Annotated in this window: 21 protein-coding genes; 5 read left to right on the top strand and 16 right to left on the bottom strand. The window is 55.7% G+C overall.

Translation table 11 applies throughout. From position 1 onward, the window contains the following. Positions 1-61: 61 nt before the first annotated feature. Positions 62-454, bottom strand: a complete 393-nt coding sequence (locus RAC60_RS10820; protein ID WP_375093639.1) for a winged helix-turn-helix transcriptional regulator — start codon at positions 452-454, stop codon at positions 62-64. A gap of 111 nt (positions 455-565) precedes the next feature. Here RAC60_RS10820 and RAC60_RS10815 point away from each other — a divergent pair, with 111 nt between their 5' ends. Continuing rightward, complete coding sequence (locus tag RAC60_RS10815; RefSeq protein ID WP_375093638.1) at positions 566-1,615, top strand: NAD(P)-dependent alcohol dehydrogenase; 1,050 nt, start codon at positions 566-568, stop codon at positions 1,613-1,615. Between the two features lie 58 nt (positions 1,616-1,673). On the opposite strand, the gene emrB is transcribed toward RAC60_RS10815, so the two are convergent. From emrB to RAC60_RS10770, 9 genes are all read right to left on the bottom strand, one after another. Then, complete coding sequence (emrB, locus tag RAC60_RS10810; protein WP_039340119.1) at positions 1,674-3,209, bottom strand: multidrug efflux MFS transporter permease subunit EmrB; 1,536 nt, start codon at positions 3,207-3,209, stop codon at positions 1,674-1,676. A 16-nt stretch (positions 3,210-3,225) separates the two neighbouring features. Next, positions 3,226-4,398 (bottom strand): multidrug efflux MFS transporter periplasmic adaptor subunit EmrA, encoded by a 1,173-nt coding sequence (emrA, locus tag RAC60_RS10805; protein WP_033739448.1) that lies wholly within the window; start codon positions 4,396-4,398, stop codon positions 3,226-3,228. Positions 4,399-4,546: 148 nt separating this feature from the next. Further along, the gene (gene mprA, locus RAC60_RS10800) at positions 4,547-5,077 is read right to left on the bottom strand and encodes a transcriptional repressor MprA (protein WP_033739447.1); all 531 of its coding nucleotides are present in this window, start codon (positions 5,075-5,077) and stop codon (positions 4,547-4,549) included. 270 nt (positions 5,078-5,347) lie between these two features. After that, entirely contained in the window at positions 5,348-6,547 is a 1,200-nt protein-coding gene (locus RAC60_RS10795; RefSeq protein WP_375093635.1) for an MFS transporter, read from the bottom strand. Between the two features lie 457 nt (positions 6,548-7,004). After that, positions 7,005-7,964 (bottom strand): class 1b ribonucleoside-diphosphate reductase subunit beta, encoded by a 960-nt coding sequence (gene nrdF / locus RAC60_RS10790; RefSeq protein WP_006120682.1) that lies wholly within the window; start codon positions 7,962-7,964, stop codon positions 7,005-7,007. Between the two features lie 10 nt (positions 7,965-7,974). Then, entirely contained in the window at positions 7,975-10,113 is a 2,139-nt protein-coding gene (gene nrdE, locus RAC60_RS10785; protein WP_375093634.1) for a class 1b ribonucleoside-diphosphate reductase subunit alpha, read from the bottom strand. Continuing rightward, the gene (gene nrdI / locus RAC60_RS10780; protein WP_006120681.1) at positions 10,092-10,496 is read right to left on the bottom strand and encodes a class Ib ribonucleoside-diphosphate reductase assembly flavoprotein NrdI; all 405 of its coding nucleotides are present in this window, start codon (positions 10,494-10,496) and stop codon (positions 10,092-10,094) included. Before nrdI ends, nrdE begins: the two co-directional genes overlap by 22 nt. Before the next feature lie 4 nt (positions 10,497-10,500). Further along, on the bottom strand, positions 10,501-10,743 hold the full coding sequence (locus RAC60_RS10775) for a redoxin NrdH (protein WP_006120680.1): 243 nt from the start codon (positions 10,741-10,743) through the stop codon (positions 10,501-10,503). Between the two features lie 292 nt (positions 10,744-11,035). Then, positions 11,036-11,353, bottom strand: a complete 318-nt coding sequence (locus RAC60_RS10770) for a DUF883 family protein (RefSeq protein WP_033739441.1) — start codon at positions 11,351-11,353, stop codon at positions 11,036-11,038. Positions 11,354-11,504: 151 nt separating this feature from the next. On the opposite strand from RAC60_RS10770, the gene RAC60_RS10765 reads away from it, so the two are divergent. From RAC60_RS10765 to RAC60_RS10750, 4 genes are all read left to right on the top strand, one after another. Then, positions 11,505-11,840 (top strand): DUF2002 family protein, encoded by a 336-nt coding sequence (locus tag RAC60_RS10765; RefSeq protein ID WP_006120678.1) that lies wholly within the window; start codon positions 11,505-11,507, stop codon positions 11,838-11,840. A 137-nt stretch (positions 11,841-11,977) separates the two neighbouring features. Further along, positions 11,978-13,384, top strand: coding sequence for an S-methylmethionine permease (mmuP, locus tag RAC60_RS10760; protein ID WP_375093632.1), 1,407 nt, complete (start codon positions 11,978-11,980; stop codon positions 13,382-13,384). Next, positions 13,374-14,309, top strand: coding sequence for a homocysteine S-methyltransferase (gene mmuM / locus RAC60_RS10755; protein ID WP_375093630.1), 936 nt, complete (start codon positions 13,374-13,376; stop codon positions 14,307-14,309). The genes mmuP and mmuM overlap by 11 nt, the downstream gene beginning before the upstream one ends. A gap of 96 nt (positions 14,310-14,405) precedes the next feature. Next, positions 14,406-14,825, top strand: a complete 420-nt coding sequence (locus RAC60_RS10750) for a hypothetical protein (protein WP_375093628.1) — start codon at positions 14,406-14,408, stop codon at positions 14,823-14,825. On the opposite strand, the gene speG is transcribed toward RAC60_RS10750, so the two are convergent. From speG to RAC60_RS10720, 6 genes are read right to left on the bottom strand one after another with little or no spacing between them, the layout of a single operon-like run. Next, positions 14,826-15,371: a spermidine N1-acetyltransferase gene (gene speG, locus RAC60_RS10745; protein WP_006120674.1), complete on the bottom strand. Its 546-nt coding sequence runs from the start codon at positions 15,369-15,371 to the stop codon at positions 14,826-14,828. 14 nt (positions 15,372-15,385) lie between these two features. Continuing rightward, entirely contained in the window at positions 15,386-16,069 is a 684-nt protein-coding gene (locus tag RAC60_RS10740) for an ABC transporter ATP-binding protein (protein WP_058702298.1), read from the bottom strand. Further along, the gene (locus RAC60_RS10735; RefSeq protein WP_033739435.1) at positions 16,062-16,889 is read right to left on the bottom strand and encodes an ABC transporter ATP-binding protein; all 828 of its coding nucleotides are present in this window, start codon (positions 16,887-16,889) and stop codon (positions 16,062-16,064) included. Before RAC60_RS10735 ends, RAC60_RS10740 begins: the two co-directional genes overlap by 8 nt. Further along, positions 16,879-17,736, bottom strand: coding sequence for an ABC transporter permease (locus RAC60_RS10730; RefSeq protein ID WP_054633264.1), 858 nt, complete (start codon positions 17,734-17,736; stop codon positions 16,879-16,881). Before RAC60_RS10730 ends, RAC60_RS10735 begins: the two co-directional genes overlap by 11 nt. Beyond that, a complete protein-coding gene (locus RAC60_RS10725; protein WP_039340107.1) occupies positions 17,733-18,785 on the bottom strand; it encodes an ABC transporter permease in 1,053 nt (350 codons plus the stop codon). Before RAC60_RS10725 ends, RAC60_RS10730 begins: the two co-directional genes overlap by 4 nt. Next, positions 18,785-20,359 (bottom strand): ABC transporter substrate-binding protein, encoded by a 1,575-nt coding sequence (locus RAC60_RS10720; RefSeq protein ID WP_033739429.1) that lies wholly within the window; start codon positions 20,357-20,359, stop codon positions 18,785-18,787. Before RAC60_RS10720 ends, RAC60_RS10725 begins: the two co-directional genes overlap by 1 nt. Between the last annotated feature and the right edge of the window lie 523 nt (positions 20,360-20,882).

Here is a 20,882-nt window from a genome sequence, read left to right as displayed (position 1 = left end):
GCGAGCAAAACGATGGCGCGGCCAAGGCGCCATCATGCTCTATGCCGTTCGTTACCGCGCTTTACTCTCCCTCAGGCTTTGATCGCTGATAATGCGCATCCATCTCATCAAGTACCTGTTGATTCTCCAGTCCCCATTGATAAAGCTGTTCCACCGGTTCCGCAAAGGTTCTGCCCAGCGCCGTTAACTGATATTCCACTTTAGGCGGCACCACGTCATAAACATGGCGGGAAATTAGTCCGCGTTGCTCCAGCTCTTTTAGCGTCTGAAACAACATCTTTTTCGATATTCCCTGCAGGCTTCGCTGCAGTTCCCCCGTGCGTGCACGGCCGCCAGGCCAGTGAAACAGCGCGTGCAGCAACATTGTGCTCCACTTCACCGAAAACAGATCCATCAGGCGGCGCGGTGGCGAATCCACATAAAAAACCAGTTTTCCGTCAACCCAGGCTGGCATAGTGTCCTTCCTTTCTATGGTCACCAAAGGGTGACTACTATCAATAATGAACCCATTTCAGTAGAGTTTGCCGCCTTCCGTTAAATAACGCCAGATACGATGAGAGGCACAATGAAAATCAATGCACTGATCGCCCACGATGCGACACAACCCCTGACGCCCGGCCAGATAGCGCTGCGTCCGCTTCAGCCCAGTGATGTAAAAATCGAAATTCTTTACTGTGGCGTTTGCCACTCCGATTTGCACATGGCCCGCAATGAGTGGGCGGTGAGCCACTATCCATTAGTACCCGGTCATGAAATTGTGGGCCGGGTTATTGAAACCGGCGGAAAGGCCAGCCGTTTTGCCCCCGGCGATCTTGTCGGTGTGGGCGTTATGGTGGATGCCTGCCGCACCTGTCGTTTTTGTCAGCAGCAGGAAGAGCAGTATTGCGAAGCTGGCTTCACCGCGACCTATAACGGCACAGATAAATATACCGGGGAGCGCACCCGGGGCGGTTATGCGGAACACGTTGTCGTCGATCAGGATTTTGTCGTATCGGTTCCTTCGCACTTGCCGCTGGCAGGCGTGGCCCCGCTATTGTGTGCGGGCGTCACTGTGTGGTCACCGCTCCGTCACTTTGATGTCAAAGCGGGCGACAAGGTTGGCGTCATTGGCCTGGGTGGGCTGGGGCACATGGCGGTAAAACTGGCGAGCGCACTGGGTGCGGACGTCACGCTGTTCACCACCTCTCCCGACAAAGCGGAAGATGCGCGCCGACTTGGTGCCCGTCATGTTGTGGTATCACGTCATGCAGCAGAGATGCAGGCCTGTCAGCAGTCGCTGGATCTGATCGTGGACTGCGTTGCCGCGCCTCACGATCTGGATCCCTATCTGGCCACGCTTAAAACCAATGGCCGTCTGGTGCTGGTGGGCATTCCCGACAGCCCGCACGCCTCACCGGATATCACGCCTATGGTATTCCGCCGTTTAAGCATCAGCGGCTCTTCTATTGGCAGCATCAAAGAAACGCAGGACATGCTGGACTTCTGCGGTGAGAACAATATTACGGCTGACATTGAATTGATTTGCGGAGAGCAGACAGAAGAGGCATTTGCGCGGATGCTGAAAGGGGAGGTGAAATACCGGTTCGTGATTGATATAAAAGCGACGCGTTGGTAAGGACGTTCTGGCGTACCGGGCAGGTACGCCAGAACCGGCGAAGACAGTGCGGCAGCCGCTAGTGCGCGCCGCCGCCTCCGCCGCCCGCGCCGAACGGTGGACGGGCAAACCAGATCAGGACCAGCAAGACGAGGAACACGCCCGCCGAGGCCCAGAAAATCTCATTGGCAGAGATAATCAGCCCCTGATTGGTGATCTGCTGGGCGATGTAGGCCGATGCCTGCTGATGCGACATGCCCATCCCTTCAAGCTGGCTGTACATCTGCTGCGCATTGATGTTGTACGGCGTCACCGATTCGGTGAGGTTGCTGTGGTGCATTGCCTCACGATCCGTCCACATTGTCGTGGTAATGGAAGTGCCAATCGAGCCCGCCAGCGTACGCACAAAGTTAGACAGGCTGGATGCCGCGGCCATGCGCTCCGGTGGCAGACCGGAAAGCGTAATTGTCGTCAATGGCATAAAGAAGCAGGCCACCGCGAAGCCCTGAATAAACTGAGGCCAGGCGGAGGCCGCAAAGTCCATCTCGGGCTCAAAGGTGTAAGCTCGCCAGTAAAAACATATGGCATACATAATGAAGCTAAACGTTACCAGTTGCCGCATGTCTATCTTATGCGAGAAACGCCCAATAATCGGCGACAGGATAACCGGGATAATCCCCACCGGTGCCGACGCCAGCCCGGCCCAGGTTGCGGTATAGCCGTAGACCTCCTGCAGCAACTGCGGCAACAGGACAATCGAGCCAAAATAGAGCATGTAGGCCAGGCTAATCGACAAACAGCCTATGGTGAAATTACGCGATTTGAACAGCGACAGATCGACTATCGGATGCTCATCCGTCAACTCCCATATCAGCAACATTACGAGCGCCACCACGGCGACAATGGTCAGAACGATGATTTCCGTCGAACTAAACCAGTCCAGCTCTTTACCCCGATCCAGCATGACCTGCAGCGAACCGACTCCGACAATCAGCAGGACCAGGCCGACGGTATCGATCGGTCGAATCTGTGTCTGGGTTTCACGACCACGCAGGGTTTGCAGCGTCAGCATAATGACGACAACCCCGATAGGAACGTTGATAAAGAAGATCCAGCCCCAGTGGTAGTTATCGCTGATCCAGCCGCCGAGGATCGGTCCACATATCGGGGCCACGATCACCGTCATCGCCCAGAGCGACAGGGCGATACTGCGCTTGGCCGGGGGATAGTTGTTCAGCAACAGGCTTTGCGACAGCGGAATCAACGGACCGGCCACGATCCCCTGAATGACGCGGAAGAAAATCAGCATCTCCAGGCTTTCTGACATACCGCAGGCCCAGGAGGCCAGCGCAAACAGGATAGTGGACCAGGTAAAAAGTTTGACTTCACCGATGCGCCTGGCGAGCCAGCCGGTAATCGGAATCGAGATAGCATTGGCCACCCCGAATGAGGTGATGACCCAGGTTCCCTGGGAGTTGGACGCTCCCAGGTTACCGGCAATCGTCGGAATCGCAACGTTCGCAATGGTAGAGTCCAGAACCTGCATGAACGTCGCCAGCGATAACGCAATGGTCATTAAGACCAGCGGCATCCCTTTAAGCGGTGTTTGTGCCATTACAGCCTCCGGCTCATCATCCGGCGTTCGCGTGGACGATATCGGTGATCAGCGTATTAACCGGTGCCAGGTCAATGGCCAGCGCGTTAGTGCTGTAAGCTGCCTGCTGACGTACGCTGGTTGCCAGTACGCTACCGTCTTTATTGTCGGTATCAATTTTGACCAACGTTGACAGGCCAATACGCAGTGGGTGCTTCGCGACTTCGTCCTGGTTCAGCTCAATGCGCACTGGCAGGCGCTGAACGACTTTAATCCAGTTGCCCGTGGCGTTCTGTGCAGGTAACAGGGAAAACGCGCTGCCTGTGCCCATATCCAGCCCCACCACTTTGCCGTGATAGACCACATCGTCGCCGTAGATATCTGCCACAACGGTGGCCGGTTGACCAATACGCACGCCTGCCAGTTGGGTTTCTTTGAAGTTTGCATCCACCCACAAATCCGTCGCCGGGACGACAGCCATCAGCGGGGTACTGGTGCTGATTTGCGATCCAACCTGGACGCTACGACGCGAGACATAACCGTCCATCGGGCTGCGAATGTCGGTACGTTGCAGCGCCAGCCAGGCGTCGCGCAGCTGCGCGGCGCTCTGTTTTACGGCAGGCTGGTTTTCCAGTGAGGTGTTCAGGATCATCGCCTGGTTGGCGTTGTATTGCTGAATCGCCACATCCAGCTCTGCTTTCGCGGAGGCCACGGCATCGCGCGCATGTTGCAGTTCTTCACGGCCAATCAGGTTGGACGCACCCAACGGTTCGCGGCGTTTCAGATCGGCCTGCGCCTGATCCAACGCCGTCTGACGGAGTGCAATGGTGGCCTGATACTGTTTCGCATTAATCATCTGTTGGTGCACCTGACGAACGCTGGTAGCCAGCTCCGTCTGCGCTTTTTCAAAGGCCTGCTGTGCGTCAGTTTTATCCAGCGACACCAGCACATCCCCTTTTTTGACATAGTCCGTATCGTCAAACCAGACTTTGTTCACGCTGCCTGATACCTGGGCCATGATCTGCACCTGATTACCCGCAACATAGGCATCATCCGTTTCCTGAAAATGACGCAACACTAAAAACCAGTATACGCCCCACGCAATGCCGAGCAGTACGACCACCAGCGCCAGTAAAATCAGTGCGCCTTTGCGCTTTTTCTTTTTGTTGTTCACAGGCTGATGCGGGCTTTGCGCCTCTGATGCACTCATGTATTTCTCCACGTTTTCCACTATGTCGGCGAGGTCAAGTCCGTTTTCGCCTTCGCCCGAGCCAAAAAAGCCAGCGACTAAGCGCTGGCCGGATAAAAGAGGGTTAAAATAACGATTTCGTCAGGTGATTGTGTCGCAGATCTTGCTATTACCGTGATAACGAGGCAGACAGTTTGTCTTCTTCCATTTTATCCAGTCGGGTAAGCAACTTACGGGTGATGCTTTCGAGCTGCGACTTTTCGTCAGCGGTCAGAGCGGACCACAGATATTGCAGGCTCTGATGCTGCGGCGGCAGAACCTGCTGCAGGAAGGCATTACCTTTGTCGGTCAGATGCAGATGCAGACAGCGGCGATCCTGCGCACTTTCACGGCGCTCAATCCAGCCGCGTTTTTCCAGCTCATCAGCGATGCGCGTGGCGTTGGTACGTGATGAACCCAGCGCGGTGCTCAGTTCAGAAGGCTGAATGCTCTGATCTTCCTGCGCATCCAGGGTCAGCAATGCCATAAACAGGGTTTCATTGATGCCCTGTTCTTTCAGCATTTTATTACGATTATCCAGCAGCTTACCTTGCATATGCATGCAGAGTCGCGTCAGAAGAATCTCCTGAAAGGGGAAATCCGCATGACGATTGGCGCGGATGTTTAACATTTGCTCAATGGGAGTAAACGAACTTTCCATTAGAAAAACCTCACTAATTTCAACTTTTATAGTAACCACGGCGACAGCATGACTGTTGAGTCACCGGACACAGAAGCGGTGTTCTCGGGCTGTTCCACTGTGGTGATTCAAGATCTGTCCTTGACCCCAGGGTGAAGGTGGTGCGCATCGATATCACAGGCGTTGGTCGTAGAGCGAAACGGTACGACATCAAATGATTTCGAAAGAAAAAATAACCGACGTGAATAACTTTGGGGCCAACCATAGCAAACTCACACTCGGCTGAACAGGCTAAATCACACTATTCTGGCTATTCGGTTGCTCTAAGCGGTGATTCCTCCACCAGACAAGTAAATTCAGTAACGTCAGTGTTGCACCGGCTGCGCAAACCCCATGCCAGCCGCCCAGATGATAGGCATTGGCAGACAGCAGCGAACCCAGCGCACCGCCGATAAAGTAGCTGGTCATATAGCCGGCATTCAGGCGGTTACGGGCATCAGGCTGACGCGCGTAAATCACGCTCTGATTGGTGATATGCACGCCCTGTACCGCCAGATCCAGCAGCAAAATGCCGATAATCAGAGCTGCAAGATGCTGCGTGCCCCAGGCGGTCGCGCTCCATGACAGCAGCATAATCAGCAAGCCCATGCTGGTGGTCAGTTTCGCTTTACCTTTGTCCGTCAGCGCCCCGGCTTTTCTGGCCGCCAGTGCGCCAGCGGCACCCACCAGCCCCAGTAAGCCGATCTCCCCTTCCGAATAACCGTAGGGCGCGGAAGAGAGCAGAAAGGCCATTGAGGTCCACAGGATGCTGAAATTGGCAAACGTCAGGCAACCGGTAAAGGCCCGGGTGCGCAGAACAGCGTCGGCCACATACAGCCTGAAAATGGAAACCAGCAGCTGCGGATAATTTAACGAGACCGAGGGGGTAATACGCGGCAGCGCGCGCCACAGCGCCAGCGCCATCAACAGCATTAAGACGCTGGCGACCCAGTAGACGGTTTGCCAGCCGCCCAACTGAGCCAGGCCGCCCGCCACGGTGCGCGCCAGCAGAATACCCAACAGCAAGCCACTCATGACGGTGCCGGTCACTTTGCCCCGTGTTTCCGGGCGGGCCAGGGTGGCCGCCAGCGGTACCAGAATTTGCGCCGCGACAGAAAAGAGCCCGGTAAGTACCGTTCCCAGTAACAACACAGGAAAGGAGGAGGAAAGGGCAATGATCACCATACCAAGCGCCGCCAGCACCATCATGGCAACAATCAGTCCACGCCGTTCCAGCATATCGCCAAGTGGAACCAGCAACAGCAGACCGCAGGCATAGCCGAGTTGCGCGCTGGTCACGATAAACCCGGCGAATGCGACGGATAAGTGAAAGTGAAGGGCAATAGTATGCAGCAGAGGCTGAATATAATAATTACTGGCGACGCACAGTCCCGTGGCAACGGACATCAGTCCCACCAGCGCGGAAGATAAACCAGGGTGAGACGTTGTCATAGGTCGTCAGTAGCAAAGATGAATAATAATGTGGCGTTAATAATAACCTAAAAAATAATTTGATAGCTATGTTTATGTGATAGTCGGGTAACAGTAAAGATCGACAGCCGTTTACGTCGGGTTTGTTTGTCGCGATCTCTCGGGTTGTGGCAGGGACAGACTTATCCCTCTGTCAGATTGGATCCGGGTACGGCGCCCCGTTTTGGCGTCGGAATAAACGGACTTCTCAACGCCATGCCAAAGGCAGCGCGATGCTGAGAGCGGTCAGTGCGTGAGCAGTGATCTCAGTCAGGTTAACCCTGGCAACGGGCGGCCAAATCGTTACCGTCATTTATTGTGGCGCGATCGGCACCCATTCCGCGGACGGAAAGGGAAGGTTCAGCGCGCTGTGAAAATGCCGCGCGCCTGTCCCTTCGCTAAGGGGAAACGTGCCGTTGACAGCACGGCACACAACGTCTTAAAAATTCCAGTCTTCGTCTTCGGTTTCGACCGCTTTCCCCATCACGTAAGACGATCCTGAGCCCGAGAAGAAATCATGGTTCTCATCCGCATTGGGTGACAGTGCCGCCAGAATGGCCGGATTGACCTGCGTCAGCTCCGCCGGGAACAGAGCCTCGTAGCCCAGATTCATCAACGCTTTATTGGCGTTGTAATGCAGGAAGGTTTTCACCTCGTCTGCCCAGCCTGTTTCGCCGTATAGCGCTTCTGTATAGGCCACTTCATTTTCATACAGCGCCAGCAGCAGATCGATGGCGAACTGCTGTAAGGCTTCGCGGCGGCCCTCATCGACCTGCTCAAGCGCTTTCTGGTATTTATAGCCGATATAGTAGCCGTGTACCGCCTCATCGCGGATGATTAAACGAATCAGATCCGCCGTATTGGTCAGCTTGCCGCGGCTGGACCAGTACATCGGCAGCCAGAAGCCCGAATAAAACAGAAACGACTCCAGAAAGACGCTGGCGATTTTTTTCTTTAACGGATCGTCAGCGCGGTAATGGGTCAGGATAATCCCGGCTTTATTTTGCAGGGCCTGGTTCTCTTCACTCCACTGGTACGCCGCATCCACATCGCTGGTATTGCATAAGGTCGAAAAAATCGAGCTGTAGGAGCGGGCATGCACCGCCTCCATAAAGCTGATATTCGACAGCACCGCCTCCTCATGCGGCGTCAGCGCGTCGGGCATTAATCCCGGTGCGCCCAGCACATTCTGAATGGTGTCCAGCAGCGTCAGGCCGGTAAAGACGCGAATGGTGAGCTGCTGTTGTGACTTGTCCAGCGTCTGCCAGGCCGGCAAATCATTGGACAGCGGGATTTTTTCCGGCAACCAGAAGTTGCTGGTCAGACGGTTCCAGACCTCAAGATCTTTCTCATCCTGAATCCGGTTCCAGTTAATCGCGTGAATATGTCGAAGTTGCATAACAGGTTTCTCACAGTGCACAGGAGACGCAGCCCTGCACTTCGGTGCCTTGCAGGGCCATCTGGCGCAGTCGAATGTAATAGAGCGTTTTGATGCCTTTCTTCCAGGCGTAAATCTGCGCTTTATTGATGTCGCGCGTAGTCACGTCGTCCCGGAAGAACAGGGTCAGTGACAGGCCCTGATCCACATGTCGGGTTGCCTCAGCGTAGGTATCAATAATGGCCTCCGGCCCAATCTGGTAGGCATCTTCATAGAACGCCAGATTGTCATTGGTCATGAAGGGGGCGGGATAGTATACGCGACCGGTTTTACCCTCTTTGCGGATCTCAATACGCGACACAATCGGATGAATACTGGAGGTGGCGTGATTGATGTAGGAGATCGACCCCGTGGGCGGGATAGCCTGCAGATTCTGATTGTATAAACCCGAGGTCATCACCGCTTCACGCAGCGCCAGCCAGTCTTCACGGCCGGGCAGCGTAATGCCCGCTTTGGCAAACAGGGCGTCAATACGGGCGGTGCGCGGCTGCCAGTCAGCGTTCAGATACTTGTCAAAGTAAGCGCCGGTGGCATAGGTCGAGGACTTAAAACCCTCGAAGGTTTGCTGGCGTGCTTTTGCCAGCTGATTCGAGGCGCGCAGCGCATAATAGGTCACACAGTAAAAATAGAGATTAGTGAAATCCAGTGCTTCCGGGGAACCATAGACGATGCCTTCCCGCGCCAGATAGCCATGCAGGTTCATCTGGCCCAGGCCGATCGCATGGGAACGCCGGTTACCTTCTGCAACGGAAGGCACGGACGCAATATCACTCATCTCTGATACCGCCGTCAGGGCGCGGATTGCCGTATCCACCGTCTGTGCAAGATTGCCCGAGTCCATCGCATGCGCGATATTCAGGGAACCCAGATTACAGGAAATGTCTTTTCCCACGCGGCGGTAGCTCAGGTCTTCATTAAACTCGCTGGCGCTGTTCACCTGCAAAATCTCTGAACAGAGGTTGCTCATATTAATGCGACCGGCAACAGGGTTATCGCGGTTGACGCTGTCCTCATACATGATGTAGGGATAACCCGATTCAAACTGAATTTCCGCCAGCGTCTGGAAGAAATCGCGCGGCTGAATATAGGTTTTACGAATGCGGTCATCCGCCAGCATCTCGTGATATTTCTCACTGACGCTGATATCACCAAACGCCTGACCGTAGATCCGCTCCACATCGTAGGGCGAGAACAGCGCCATCGGCTGATTCTCTTTGGCAAGCTGGAAGGTGATGTCCGGGATCACCACGCCCAGCGACAGGGTTTTAATGCGGATTTTCTCGTCGGCGTTTTCGCGCTTGGTATCCAGAAAACGTAAAATGTCAGGATGGTGAGCACTGAGCCAGACTGCGCCCGCTCCCTGACGTGCGCCCAACTGGTTAGCATAGGAGAACGCATCTTCCAGCATTTTCATGACCGGAATGACGCCGGAAGACTGGTTTTCAATGCGCTTAATCGGCGCACCGGCCTCCCGCAGGTTCGACAACAGGAACGCCACGCCGCCGCCGCGTTTGGACAGCTGCAGGGCGGAATTCACCGCCCGGCCAATCGATTCCATATTGTCTTCAATACGCAACAGGAAGCAGGAAACCAGCTCGCCGCGCTGTTGCTTGCCGCAGTTAAGGAACGTCGGCGTGGCAGGCTGAAAACGGCCACTGAGGATTTCCGCCAGTACTGCGCGTGCCAGGCTTTCGTCGCCCCGTGCCAGCGTCAGTGCCACCATGCAGGCACGCTGCGCAAAGGTTTCCAGGTAACGCTTGCCGTCAAATGTCTTCAGCGTGTAGCTGGTGTAGTACTTCCACGCGCCTAAAAAGGTTTTGAACTCAAAACCCCATGTGTCGGCTTCATCGTGCAGGGCACACAGGAAGTCAAAATCGTACTGATTCAGCACGTCCGCTTCATAGTAGCCTTCTGCAACCAGATAGCGCAGGCGCTCGGCTACGCTGGCAAAGTGCAGCGTATTGGGTTGCACGTGCTGAATAAGGAACTGTCGCGCCGCCTGCTGATCCTTTTCAAACTGAATACGGCCATCGGCGTCGTAAAGATTCAGCATGGCGTTCAGCGCATGGTAGTCCTGCGCAACGTTGTTCAGAGTGTCTGTTGTTGCCAAAATTGGGTTACTCCCGCTTTTACATTGGCGATATCGTCCGGCGTTCCCATCAGTTCAAACCGATACAGGTAGGGAACCTGGCATTTCTTAGCAATGATGTCGCCCGCCAGGCAGTAGCCTTCACCGAAGTTACGGTTACCGGCCGCGATCACGCCGCGCAGACCGCGACGATTGGCTTCATCATTAAGAAACTGAATCACCTGTCTGGGCACGGCGCCGCGATGACTGCCACCGCCATAGCTCGGCACCACCAGAATATAAGGCTGGTGAATATGCAGCGGTTGCTTGCTCTCAATCGGTATGCGGTGCGCGGGCAGGCCCAGACGGGTAATAAACCGATGGGTGTTTTCCGACTGGCTGGAAAAATAGACCAGTGGGAACATGTGACTACCCGCCGATGGTCGTGGTTTGGGTTAAACGGGCTATCTTGTCAGGACGAAAGCCACTCCAGTGATCGTCATGGGTCATCACCACGGGCACCTGGCGATAGCCCAGCGCTTTCAGGCTGTCGATTGCGTCCGGCTGGGTATCCAGATTGATCAGTTGGTAATCGATGCCGTGGCGATCCAGTGCATTCTTCGTGGCATTACACTGGACACAGTGGTTTTTAGTGTAAATAATAATGCGCATGATTCGTATTCCTCTTTCATTGCGGTCCTGCTGCGAATAACGACGTGTATATCCCTGAATCAGGCTTCGTTCGTGCAAACATCTTGTGGGCTGACAATGAAATGAATACTAGATGTAGTATTTATGGCGGTCAATAGCACCATATGTAGGGTTAATCGCGATTATCGCGGCAAGTCAGGCCTGGCGCGCTCTGCCACCCGAAAAATAAATTTGTAAAGCTGATTGATTAAAAAATAGGCATAAAAAAGCCCCGCTCAGTGAGCGAGGCGGATGATAACGGGGTGGAACAGCGTTAGCGGCGTGAAACCAGTAGTGCGCCTAACACAATGCCGACGGCCGCGCCGATACCGACACCGTACCAGGGTTTGTCATGGACATACGCGTCAACCTGATAGCCGGCATCGCGGGCCACCTGCGTGACACGGTTACCGCCGCCGTTCAGTTTTGCCCGGGTTTGCTTAAGCAGGGCTTCAGCCTGACTGCGCGCAGAATTGACTTCGTCTTTGGCCTCGCTGCCGTAAGACTTCAGCAGGGCTTCAAGTGAATCTGCCAACTCATTAACATCCTGATTGATATCAATGTCATCGTTTTTTTGCGTTCGATTAAACATTTTTGGCTCCCTTGTCATTAACACGTAATACTCAGTGTAGACCACGTTTTGCTTAACGAGGCGCGGGACGACCCTTTAGGGAAAATTCCGAATGCCCGTACAGCCACGCTGATGTAAGGTTGCGTGGCTTTTGAAGAGGAGAGGATCAAGCATGTATTTACGACCAGATGAGGTAGCGCGCGTCCTGGAAAAAGTGGGCTTTGAAGTCGATGAAATTACCCCCCGTGCGTACGGCTATCGTCGTGGCGACAACTATGTTTACGTCAATCGCGAAGCGCGCATGGGGCGCACGGCGCTGGTCATCCACCCGACGTTAAAAGAAAAAAGTCAGCCTTTCGCCGAACCGGCCTCAGAAATGAAAACCTGTGATCACTACACACAGTTCCCTCTCTACCTGGCCGGTGATACGCAGGAACACTACGGTATTCCGCACGGTTTCAGTTCGCGAATGGCGCTGGAACGCTACCTGCAAAGCGTGTTTGGCTAACGCATTCCGCCCCGTTATCACGGGGCACCGATCCCGGCCTTTCTGGCACCTTACCGCTTCGCCCGTTGCATTTCGGCGCGACGACGCGTATAAATCTGCTGCATATAGATGTTTAGACGTCCATACGGATGAGGTTTATGAGCGAGCAGAATACGTCTTCGCAGGGTCAGTTCAAGCGAACCATGAAAGTACGCCACCTGGTGATGTTATCGCTGGGCGGCGTGATCGGTACGGGCCTGTTTTTTAACACCGGCTACATCATTTCCACGACAGGGGCCGCCGGTACGCTGCTGGCTTATCTGATTGGCGCGCTGGTGGTCTGGCTGGTCATGGCCTGCCTGGGTGAGTTGTCCGTGGCGATGCCCGAAACCGGCGCATTCCACGTCTATGCGGCCCGCTATCTGAGTCCGGCAACCGGCTATACCGTGGCCTGGCTCTACTGGCTGACCTGGACCGTCGCGCTGGGGTCCAGCCTGACGGCGGCAGGGTTCTGTATGCAGTACTGGTTTCCGCATGTGCCGGTCTGGATCTGGTGCCTGGTCTTCTGTATTGCCATCTATCTGCTGAACGTGATTTCTACCCGCTTCTTTGCGGAAGGGGAATTCTGGTTTTCCATCATCAAGGTCATCACCATTGTCGCCTTTATCGTCCTGGGCGGTGCAGCCATGTTCGGGTTTATTCCCATGAAGGACGGTACGCCAGCACCCGGACTGAGCAATCTTACCGCGCACGGCTGGTTGCCCAACGGTGTGTTGCCGATCATCATGACCATGGTGGCGGTGAACTTTGCCTTTTCCGGCACTGAGTTAATCGGTATTGCCGCCGGTGAAACCGAAAACCCGCAAAAAGTCGTGCCGCTGGCTATTCGTACCACCGTTGCTCGTCTTATCCTGTTCTTTGTCGGCACCGTCTTCGTGCTGGCGGCGCTGATCCCGATGGATCAGGCCGGTATCGTCAAAAGCCCGTTTGTGCTGGTGTTTGAGAAAATCGGTATTCCATGGGCGGCGGATATCATCAACTTTGTTATCCTCACGGCTATCCTGTCAGCGGCGAACTCGGGCCTGTATGCCTCGGGCCGGATGCTGTGGTCGCTGGCCAATGAAAACACCTTGCCGCGCGCCTTCGCCCGGGTAAATAAACGTGGCGTACCGCTGCTGGCTATCACCGTCAGCATGATTGGCGGGCTGCTGGCGCTGTTTTCCAGTGTGGTCGCGCCGGACACCGTATTTGTGGCGCTGTCTGCTATCTCTGGCTTTGCCGTCGTGGCGGTGTGGCTCAGCATCTGTGCATCGCACTATGTTTTCCGTCGCCGCCATGTGCAGCAGGGCAAAGCGCCAGCGGACCTGATTTACTGCGCGCCACTCTATCCGTTTACGCCGATTCTGGGCTTTTTACTCTGCCTGCTGGCCTGTGCCGGACTGGCGTTTGATCCCTCACAGCGCATTGCCCTGTGGTGCGGAATTCCGTTTGTGCTGTTTTGCTATGGCGCTTACCATGTGACCCACAAAAAATCACAGGCTAAGGAGGCCAGAGATGTCGCGTAATCCTGTATCACACGCACTGCAGCAGACTGCTCCGTTGATTCTGGATGGGGCGCTGGCGACTGAGCTGGAAGCCCGGGGCTGCGATCTGACGGATGCGTTGTGGTCCGCGAAAGTGCTGATGGAAAATCCTGAGCTGATTTACCAGGTGCACTATGACTATTTTGCTGCTGGCGCGCGCTGCGCGATTACCGCCAGCTATCAGGCGACGCCACAAGGCTTTGCGGCACGCGGTTTGAACGAACAGCAGTCGCTGGCGCTGATCGCACAAAGCGTCGAACTGGCTCAACGTGCCCGCGCAGAGTACCTGGCGACGCAGACAGGCGACAGGATATTGCTGGTAGCAGGCTCGGTGGGCCCTTATGGCGCGTTTCTGGCGGACGGGTCGGAATATCGCGGCGACTATACGTTGCCCGAAGCCGAGATGATGGCGTTTCATCGCCCCCGGATAGCTGCCTTGCTGGCAGCGGGCGTGGATGTGCTGGCCTGTGAAACCCTGCCTTCGTTTGCCGAAGCGCAGACGCTGGTCAACCTGCTGCGCGAATTCCCTGACAGCTGTGCCTGGTTCTCCTTTACGCTGCGTGATGCGGAACACCTCAGCGATGGCACGCCGCTGCGTGACGTTGCGGCCTACCTGAATGCGCAGCCGCAGGTTATTGCCGTGGGGATCAACTGCATCGCGCTGGACAGTGTCACACCCGCTCTGCAGCAGCTTCAGCGCCTGACAGAGAAGCCCCTGGTGGTGTATCCCAATTCGGGTGAGCAGTACGATGCCAACAGCAAAAGCTGGCACTCCGCGCCCTCAGGTTGCACGCTGCATGACAAATTTGCCGAATGGCAGCAGGCCGGCGCCCGACTGATTGGCGGCTGCTGCCGCACCTCACCCCGTGACATCGCGGCGATTGCCCGCCATTGTCAACCGCAATAAAGCAGCAGAATCGGGCGATGATAGCCCGATTGAGAAGGATGAAAAGGTGGGAAGGGCGGTTTACACTGTGCTTCCTGACTTTTATCGGATCCTGCCATGAAACAGCACATTCTGGCTCTCGCTGCCGCGATGCTACTGAGCGGTTGCGCCACCATTGTTGGCAACGAAACCCAATCGGTTCTGATCGATTCGCAGCCGCCCGGCGCGCGTTTTACCGTACAGGATGAAACTGGTCGTCCGGTTGCGGAAGGCTATACGCCAAAAACCGTCATCCTGGAAAAATCCACCCATCGCTATTATGGTAAAAAGCACTATTTGCTGATGCTGGAAAGTCCGGGCTATGTGCCCGTCACGGTGCCGATCGAAGCCCGTGCCAACCTGTGGTACCTGCTGGGGAATATTCCACTGCTGGGCTTCCCCGGCTGGCTGCTGGTCGATCCGTTCTACGGGGGCATGTATAACCTGGAGCCCGAGCATCCAAAGCCTTACATGAACCCGGTCGGCGCACGCGGCTGATTACTGGGCGGTAGGTTTTACCATACCGCCCGGTGCTTTATGGCGTTCCAGATACTGATGCTGGAAAATGCACATACGGATGGTGTTGCGGTATTCGCCATTGATAAAGAATTCGTGTTTAAGCACGCCTTCAATCTCAAAGCCCAGTTTGCTGTAGATGTGGATGGCTTTCTCATTTTCCTGATCGACGATCAGGTAGAGCTTATACAGATTCAGCACGGAAAAACCGTAATCCATCGCCAGCTTCGCCGCCTGGGTGGCCAGACCTTTGCCCTGATGCGCCGGATCAATGATGATCTGAAATTCAGCGCGGCGGTGAACATGGTTAATCTCCACTAACTCCACCAGCCCCGCTTTTTGCCCCTCATGCTCAACCACGAAGCGCCGTTCGGTCTGATCGTGAATGTGCTTATCGTACAGATCGGACAATTCCACGAAGGCTTCATACGGCTCTTCGAACCAGTAGCGCATGACGCTGGCGTTATTATCCAGTTGATGCACAAAGTGAAGATCTTCTCGTTCCAGGGGGCGAAGTCGGATGCTCATGGTTTTTCCTTGCATCAGGCTGAGGCGGCAATCTGCTCAACGATCCGTCCCTGCGCCATCCGGACGGCACGGTCACACATGTGATCAATCACATCGGGATCGTGGCTGACCAGCACCATCGTCAGACCATCCTGACGCTTAAGATCGTTAAGCAGATTGAGAATCTCAGCCTGGATTGACATATCCAGTGCCGATGTTGGCTCATCCAGCAGCAGTATTTTGGGCTGCAGCAACAGGGCGCGCACGATAGCCACACGCTGGCGCTGACCGCCGGACAGCTGATGAGGATAGCGATCGGCCAGCGACGGATCCAGCCCCACATGGCGAAATCCCTCATGAATACGATCGTCGATGTTGTCCCGTTTCAGCAGGTTGAGCGGCTCGGACAGCGTACGGCGCAGGCGATGGCGGGGATGCAGGGAGGCATAGGGATCCTGAAACACCATCTGCACCTCCTGACGCAGCGCGCCGGTAAAGCTTTTGCCCGGCAGGACTTTGTGCCCTGCCAGTTCCATATTCCCCTGCCAGTGCGGGTTCAGTCCGGCCATCACCCACAGCAGCGATGACTTGCCGCAGCCAGACGGGCCGACCAGACCAAAACACTCGCCCGCGTTAACCTGCAGGTTAACGTCGTGTACGACGGTACGCAGATCGTAACCCTGTTTGTGTGACACGCTCAGGTGTTGCAGATTAATCATGGTGAGCCTCCAGCGCTGCGCGGTCCAGCACCGGTAGTGGTTGTCCGTGCGTGGCTTTACTGGGGCGGCAGGACCACAGCGTGCGAGTGTAGGGATGGGTTGCGCGCGGCAAATCCGCCGCAGGCAGCGTATCCAGCACGCGACCTTTGTACATCACCATCACGCGTTCGCAGTGCTCTGAGACCTGTTGCAGATCATGGCTAATCAGCAGCAGGCCCATGTTGCGGGACTCCACCAGCTCACGAATCAGCGACAGCACCTGATCGCGCATGGCGTGATCCAGTGCGGATGTCGGCTCGTCGGCAATCAAAAAGGCCGGATCGGTAATCAGGGCGATGGCCAGCATCACGCGTTGTCCCATCCCGCCGGACAGCTGATGCGGATAAACCTGCATCAACTGGCGCGGATTAGGCAGGCCGACGGCATCCAGCATGTCGCACACCTTTTCTTTGCGCGCTGCGCGGCTCAGGCGACGGTGCAGAATCAGCGGCTCTTCCACCTGCCAGCCGATCGTCCGTGACGGATTCAGCGCATATTTGGGGTCCTGCATGACCATGGCCACGCGCTCGCCCCGCAGCTTACTCCAGCCGCGCTCGTTCAGGGCCAGGGCATTTTCACCCGCGACCTGAAGCTGGCTGGCCTGCAGATGCAGGGCAGGGGACAGTAAGCCCATTAACGTCCGGGCGGTCAGCGATTTACCCGAACCGGATTCACCAACCAGCGCCACGCGCTCCCGCCCGATGGAGAAACTGATATTGTCGACCAGCGTCGCCGCCTCGCTGCGGATGCTGAGTGACTCCACAAGAATGTTATTTTGCATGTCGGGTATCCAGTCGGTCACGCAGGCCATCGCCTGTCAGGTTAAACGCCAGGCTGGCAAACAGAATGGCCGCGCCGGGAGCCGCCGCCACCCACCACTGGTCAAAGATCACCTTACTGCCTTCCGCAACCATTGAGCCCCACTCGGCGGTAGGCGGTTGCACGCCCATGCCCAGAAAGCCCAGTCCGGCAGCGGCCAGGATAATCCCGCCCAGGCTCAGCGCCGCGCGCACCACGGCGGTGGGCAGGCACAGCGGCAGAATATGGCCGAACATCAGGCGAAAGCCGGTAATGCCTTGCATACGGGCGGCGGCCAGATAGTCACTGCGCCGCAGCGCCAGGGTTTCGGCGCGCGCCTGACGGGCAAACGGCGGCCAACTGGTCAGCGCCAGCGCCAGCGCACCGTTCATCAGGCCCGGTCCCATAATGGAAACCAGCGCCAGGGCAATCACCAGGTTTGGCAGTGAAAGAAAAATATCGGTGATGCGCATTAAGACGCGCTCGGTCCAGCCGCCCGTATAGCCGGCGGTAATGCCCACCAGCAGGCCCACCGGGATAGTGAGGATCAGAATCAGTGATACCAGCAGCAGCGTCGGACGTGCACCATAGATTACCCGTGAGAGCAGGTCGCGGCCAAAGCCATCGGTGCCAAACCAGTGTGCAGCCGAAGGCGGCAGCAGGCGGCTGGAGATGGTTTGCAGATTGGGATCGTAAGGCGCGATGAGCGGTGCCAGCACTGCCATCAGAATGACAATCGCCACCAGCGTTAACCCGATGGTTAACGAGGTGATGCGTCGGCGGCTGCGTCGTGGTCGCACCGTTTCAAGTTCAGTAAGTTGTTGCGTCATCGTGTTCTCGGATCGGTTAACCAGGTGAGGGCGTCCGCCAGCGCATTGATCAGAATAAAACAGCTTCCAATCAACAGAGTGGCCCCCAGAATGGCTGGCACATCGCCAGAGAAGAGCGCATTGGTCATATAGCGCCCTACACCAGGCCAGGCAAACACGGTTTCTGTCAGCACCGAGCCTTCCAGCAGCGTGGCGTAGGACAGCGCAATCACGGTAATTAGCGTACCCAGCACGTTCGGGAAGATATGGCGCAGCAGAATCCGCACCCGGCCCGCGCCTTTTGCCCGCGCCAGCACCACGTACTCTTTACTGCTCTCTTCCAGCAGCGCCGCGCGCAGCAAACGGGTAATGCCCGCCATCGCCAGCAGGCCCAAAATCACCACCGGCAACCAGAGATGGGCCACCGCGTTCCAGAAAATTTCCCGGTCGCCCGACAGCCAGCTGTCAATCAGCACAAAGCCGGTTTTCGGCTCCAGCGTATAGGCCCAGATGTCATCCAGCCGTCCCGGTCCGGCAGACCAGTGCAGCACCGCATAAAACAGCAATAAGCCCAGCAGGCCCAGCCAGAAGACCGGCACGGAGTAACCCAACAGGGAGATAAAGCGTGCCACGTTATCGATCACGCTGCCGGGTTTCCAGGCGGCCAGCAACGCCAGTGAAACGCCAAAGATCACGGCAAAAATCATTGCGCAGGTGGCCAGCTCAATGGTGGCCGGAAACGTCTGCAACAGGTCACTGCTGACGGGCTGATTCGTCAGACGCGAAACGCCGAGATCGCCGCGCATCAGATGCGCAATGTAGTGCCAGAACTGCATCAGTACCGGCTGATCCAGCCCGAGATCGTGACGAACCTGCGCATAGGTCGCTTCACTGGCATGATCGCCCGCGATTTGCTGTACCGGATCGATCGGCGAGAGATGCGACAGCATAAAGGTAAACGCCAGCAATCCTGACAGAGTGATTACCAGTGACAGTAAGCCTGATGAAAGGCGGCCAGCGCGCCGCCAAAAATGCCGGGCGGACCCGGCAGAAGAGGCAGAGTGTGCCATTACTTAGTAACCTGCGAATAGTAAACCATGTCCGGGTTAATGCCCTGAACGTAGCCTTTAAGGTTATCGCGCAGGGCGATAAGGTTTTTCGCCTGCAGTCCAATAACATAAGGCGAGCTTTTCAGCACTTCACGTTGCATCGCCTGGTAAAGTTCAACGCGTTTTTTCGGATCGCTTTCCGCGGTTGCAGCCAGCACCTGCTTATTCAGCTCTGGAATATGCCAGTCAGAACGGTAAGCAATCGTCTTGCTGCCATCTTCCGGGTTGTAGGCGAACGACGAGGCGTTGGTATTCGGATCAAAGTAGTCTGCGCCCCAGGCGTTGATCGTGCCTTCGTAGTTATGCGCTTTGACGCGGGTAGAAACTTCAGAGCTCAGTCCCGGCAACACTTCCACTTTTACGCCGCCTTTAGCAAAGCTGCCCTGCAGGGCCTGGGCAATATCCAGATACGGGGGCTGATTGCTGGTGGACAGGGTAAAGCTGACATTCGTCAGGCCGGCTTTTTTCAGGATCGCTTTCGCTTTTTCCGGATCGTAACTGTACGGGTTGTCGTTTAAGGCACCCAGAAAACCTTTCGGCAGAAACGTCTGGTGCACATCGAACTGCCCTTTCAGCAGCTGTCCGGCAATGCCTTTATAGTCGAACAGGTAGCGTGCCGCTTCCCAGAAGGCCGGGTTTTTTAACGCCGGATTGTTTTTGTTGCCAATGTTGAACTGGATGTAATACAGCGAGGCCATCGGAATCGCGTCGGTTTTCACACCGCTTTTGCCCTGCAGCGAGGCAATCTGGTCTGCCCCCAGGTTACGGGCGATGTCAGCGTCGCCTTGCTCAAGCAGCAACCGGCGGGCCGCCGGTTCCGGCACATTTTTGATCAGAATATTTTTAATCTTCGGCGCGCCGGCCGGTGACGTCGGGTTGGCGGTCAGGATGACGGCCTGATGCATCACCACTTTACGAATCTGGTAAGGGCCGCTACCGGCAGAGTTGGTGGCCAGCCAGCCGTTACCGAAATCGCCTTTTTCGGCGTGCGCGCTGACAGTTTTTTCATCGACGATGGAGGAAACCGGTGCGGACAGCAGGCTAAGAACGTAAGCCGGGCTGACGTTCGCCGTCCAGCTAATCTGCACATGGTTGTCATCAACCTTTTTCAGGAAGCCATCCACATTATCTTTGTTCCAGCCGAGCTGGGTCAGAATAAAGGAAGGATCCAGATTCAGTTTCACCACGCGCCCCAGCGAGAAGATCACATCTTCCGGGCGCAGGGGATTGCCGCTGGCGAATTTGGCGTCTTTACGCAATGCAAACGTCAGGCTGCGGTTATCGCTACCTGGCTGCCAGGATGTCGCCAGGGTCGGTTTTAAATCTGTGGGGTTTTGTGGATCCGACTGCACCAGGCGCTGATAAATGTTGGTAAACGCTTGCACGCTGGTCAGTTCAAACCCTTTCGCCGGATCAAAGCTGTCTGCATCGTCTGTTGACTGTACGACGACCAGGGTATCTTTTGGTGTGGCGGCGTTAACGCTGAATGCGGTGGCCAGTGACAAGGCCAGTAATGATGGAATTATTTTTTTCATGGAAAATCCTTGCCTGAGAAAGTAACGCGAGTGTACGAAAGGGCTCATGCAAAGAATAGTCGATTATGGGCTAATGATATGCAAAAAAGTTATAACAAATGCAGCACAGTTATAAGGCTGATCAGGCGGTCATGCTGAAGTCACAACGGTTAATAAACGAAACCGGGATTGAACCGTTATTTTTCTTTACCCGAACGGGGCTGAGATTATACTAAGTGAAAATAGTCGCAGGAGTCATACTTTGGACAGTCACCCTAAATACGTTATTACTCCGGCAAGCTAACTGCATTTCGCTGCTTGCCACCTGGCGGGCAGCAATCTTCTCTGTACGATCCGATTGCTCTCCCTGAAATACACGCTGTAGTCACTGCGAGAGCGCATTATGTTTATGTATATTCAGGCCCTTTTTCCTCCGCCTCGACAGGCGTAGCCGCGGGCTGCGCACCCTTTCTCATACAGTCATTTTTTGTGCGTTTATTTCGCCAGGTCCGGTATTGCGCGGTATTTTTATACAGTCATTTTT

The organism is Pantoea sp. BR_17, from assembly GCF_041955125.1.
Classification (GTDB): domain Bacteria; phylum Pseudomonadota; class Gammaproteobacteria; order Enterobacterales; family Enterobacteriaceae; genus Pantoea; species Pantoea stewartii.
The sequence above is the reverse complement of the archived record's forward strand: the minus strand, read 5'-3'. Positions and strand labels throughout refer to the sequence as shown.

What these genes read in the sequence shown, in the direction of transcription:
- mmuP (WP_375093632.1), top strand. Translation starts at nt 11,978, where the DNA reads ATGAGCGAGCAGAATACGTCTTCGCAGGGTCAGTTCAAGCGAACCATG.
- RAC60_RS10735 (WP_033739435.1), bottom strand. Translation starts at nt 16,889, where the DNA reads ATGCAAAATAACATTCTTGTGGAGTCACTCAGCATCCGCAGCGAGGCG.
- RAC60_RS10815 (WP_375093638.1), top strand. Translation starts at nt 566, where the DNA reads ATGAAAATCAATGCACTGATCGCCCACGATGCGACACAACCCCTGACG.
- speG (WP_006120674.1), bottom strand. Translation starts at nt 15,371, where the DNA reads ATGAGCATCCGACTTCGCCCCCTGGAACGAGAAGATCTTCACTTTGTG.
- RAC60_RS10765 (WP_006120678.1), top strand. Translation starts at nt 11,505, where the DNA reads ATGTATTTACGACCAGATGAGGTAGCGCGCGTCCTGGAAAAAGTGGGC.
- RAC60_RS10740 (WP_058702298.1), bottom strand. Translation starts at nt 16,069, where the DNA reads ATGATTAATCTGCAACACCTGAGCGTGTCACACAAACAGGGTTACGAT.
- nrdF (WP_006120682.1), bottom strand. Translation starts at nt 7,964, where the DNA reads ATGCAACTTCGACATATTCACGCGATTAACTGGAACCGGATTCAGGAT.
- RAC60_RS10725 (WP_039340107.1), bottom strand. Translation starts at nt 18,785, where the DNA reads ATGGCACACTCTGCCTCTTCTGCCGGGTCCGCCCGGCATTTTTGGCGG.
- RAC60_RS10750 (WP_375093628.1), top strand. Translation starts at nt 14,406, where the DNA reads ATGAAACAGCACATTCTGGCTCTCGCTGCCGCGATGCTACTGAGCGGT.
- RAC60_RS10795 (WP_375093635.1), bottom strand. Translation starts at nt 6,547, where the DNA reads ATGACAACGTCTCACCCTGGTTTATCTTCCGCGCTGGTGGGACTGATG.
- nrdI (WP_006120681.1), bottom strand. Translation starts at nt 10,496, where the DNA reads ATGTTCCCACTGGTCTATTTTTCCAGCCAGTCGGAAAACACCCATCGG.
- RAC60_RS10775 (WP_006120680.1), bottom strand. Translation starts at nt 10,743, where the DNA reads ATGCGCATTATTATTTACACTAAAAACCACTGTGTCCAGTGTAATGCC.
- RAC60_RS10770 (WP_033739441.1), bottom strand. Translation starts at nt 11,353, where the DNA reads ATGTTTAATCGAACGCAAAAAAACGATGACATTGATATCAATCAGGAT.
- emrA (WP_033739448.1), bottom strand. Translation starts at nt 4,398, where the DNA reads ATGAGTGCATCAGAGGCGCAAAGCCCGCATCAGCCTGTGAACAACAAA.
- RAC60_RS10720 (WP_033739429.1), bottom strand. Translation starts at nt 20,359, where the DNA reads ATGAAAAAAATAATTCCATCATTACTGGCCTTGTCACTGGCCACCGCA.
- RAC60_RS10730 (WP_054633264.1), bottom strand. Translation starts at nt 17,736, where the DNA reads ATGACGCAACAACTTACTGAACTTGAAACGGTGCGACCACGACGCAGC.
- emrB (WP_039340119.1), bottom strand. Translation starts at nt 3,209, where the DNA reads ATGGCACAAACACCGCTTAAAGGGATGCCGCTGGTCTTAATGACCATT.
- mprA (WP_033739447.1), bottom strand. Translation starts at nt 5,077, where the DNA reads ATGGAAAGTTCGTTTACTCCCATTGAGCAAATGTTAAACATCCGCGCC.
- RAC60_RS10820 (WP_375093639.1), bottom strand. Translation starts at nt 454, where the DNA reads ATGCCAGCCTGGGTTGACGGAAAACTGGTTTTTTATGTGGATTCGCCA.
- mmuM (WP_375093630.1), top strand. Translation starts at nt 13,374, where the DNA reads ATGTCGCGTAATCCTGTATCACACGCACTGCAGCAGACTGCTCCGTTG.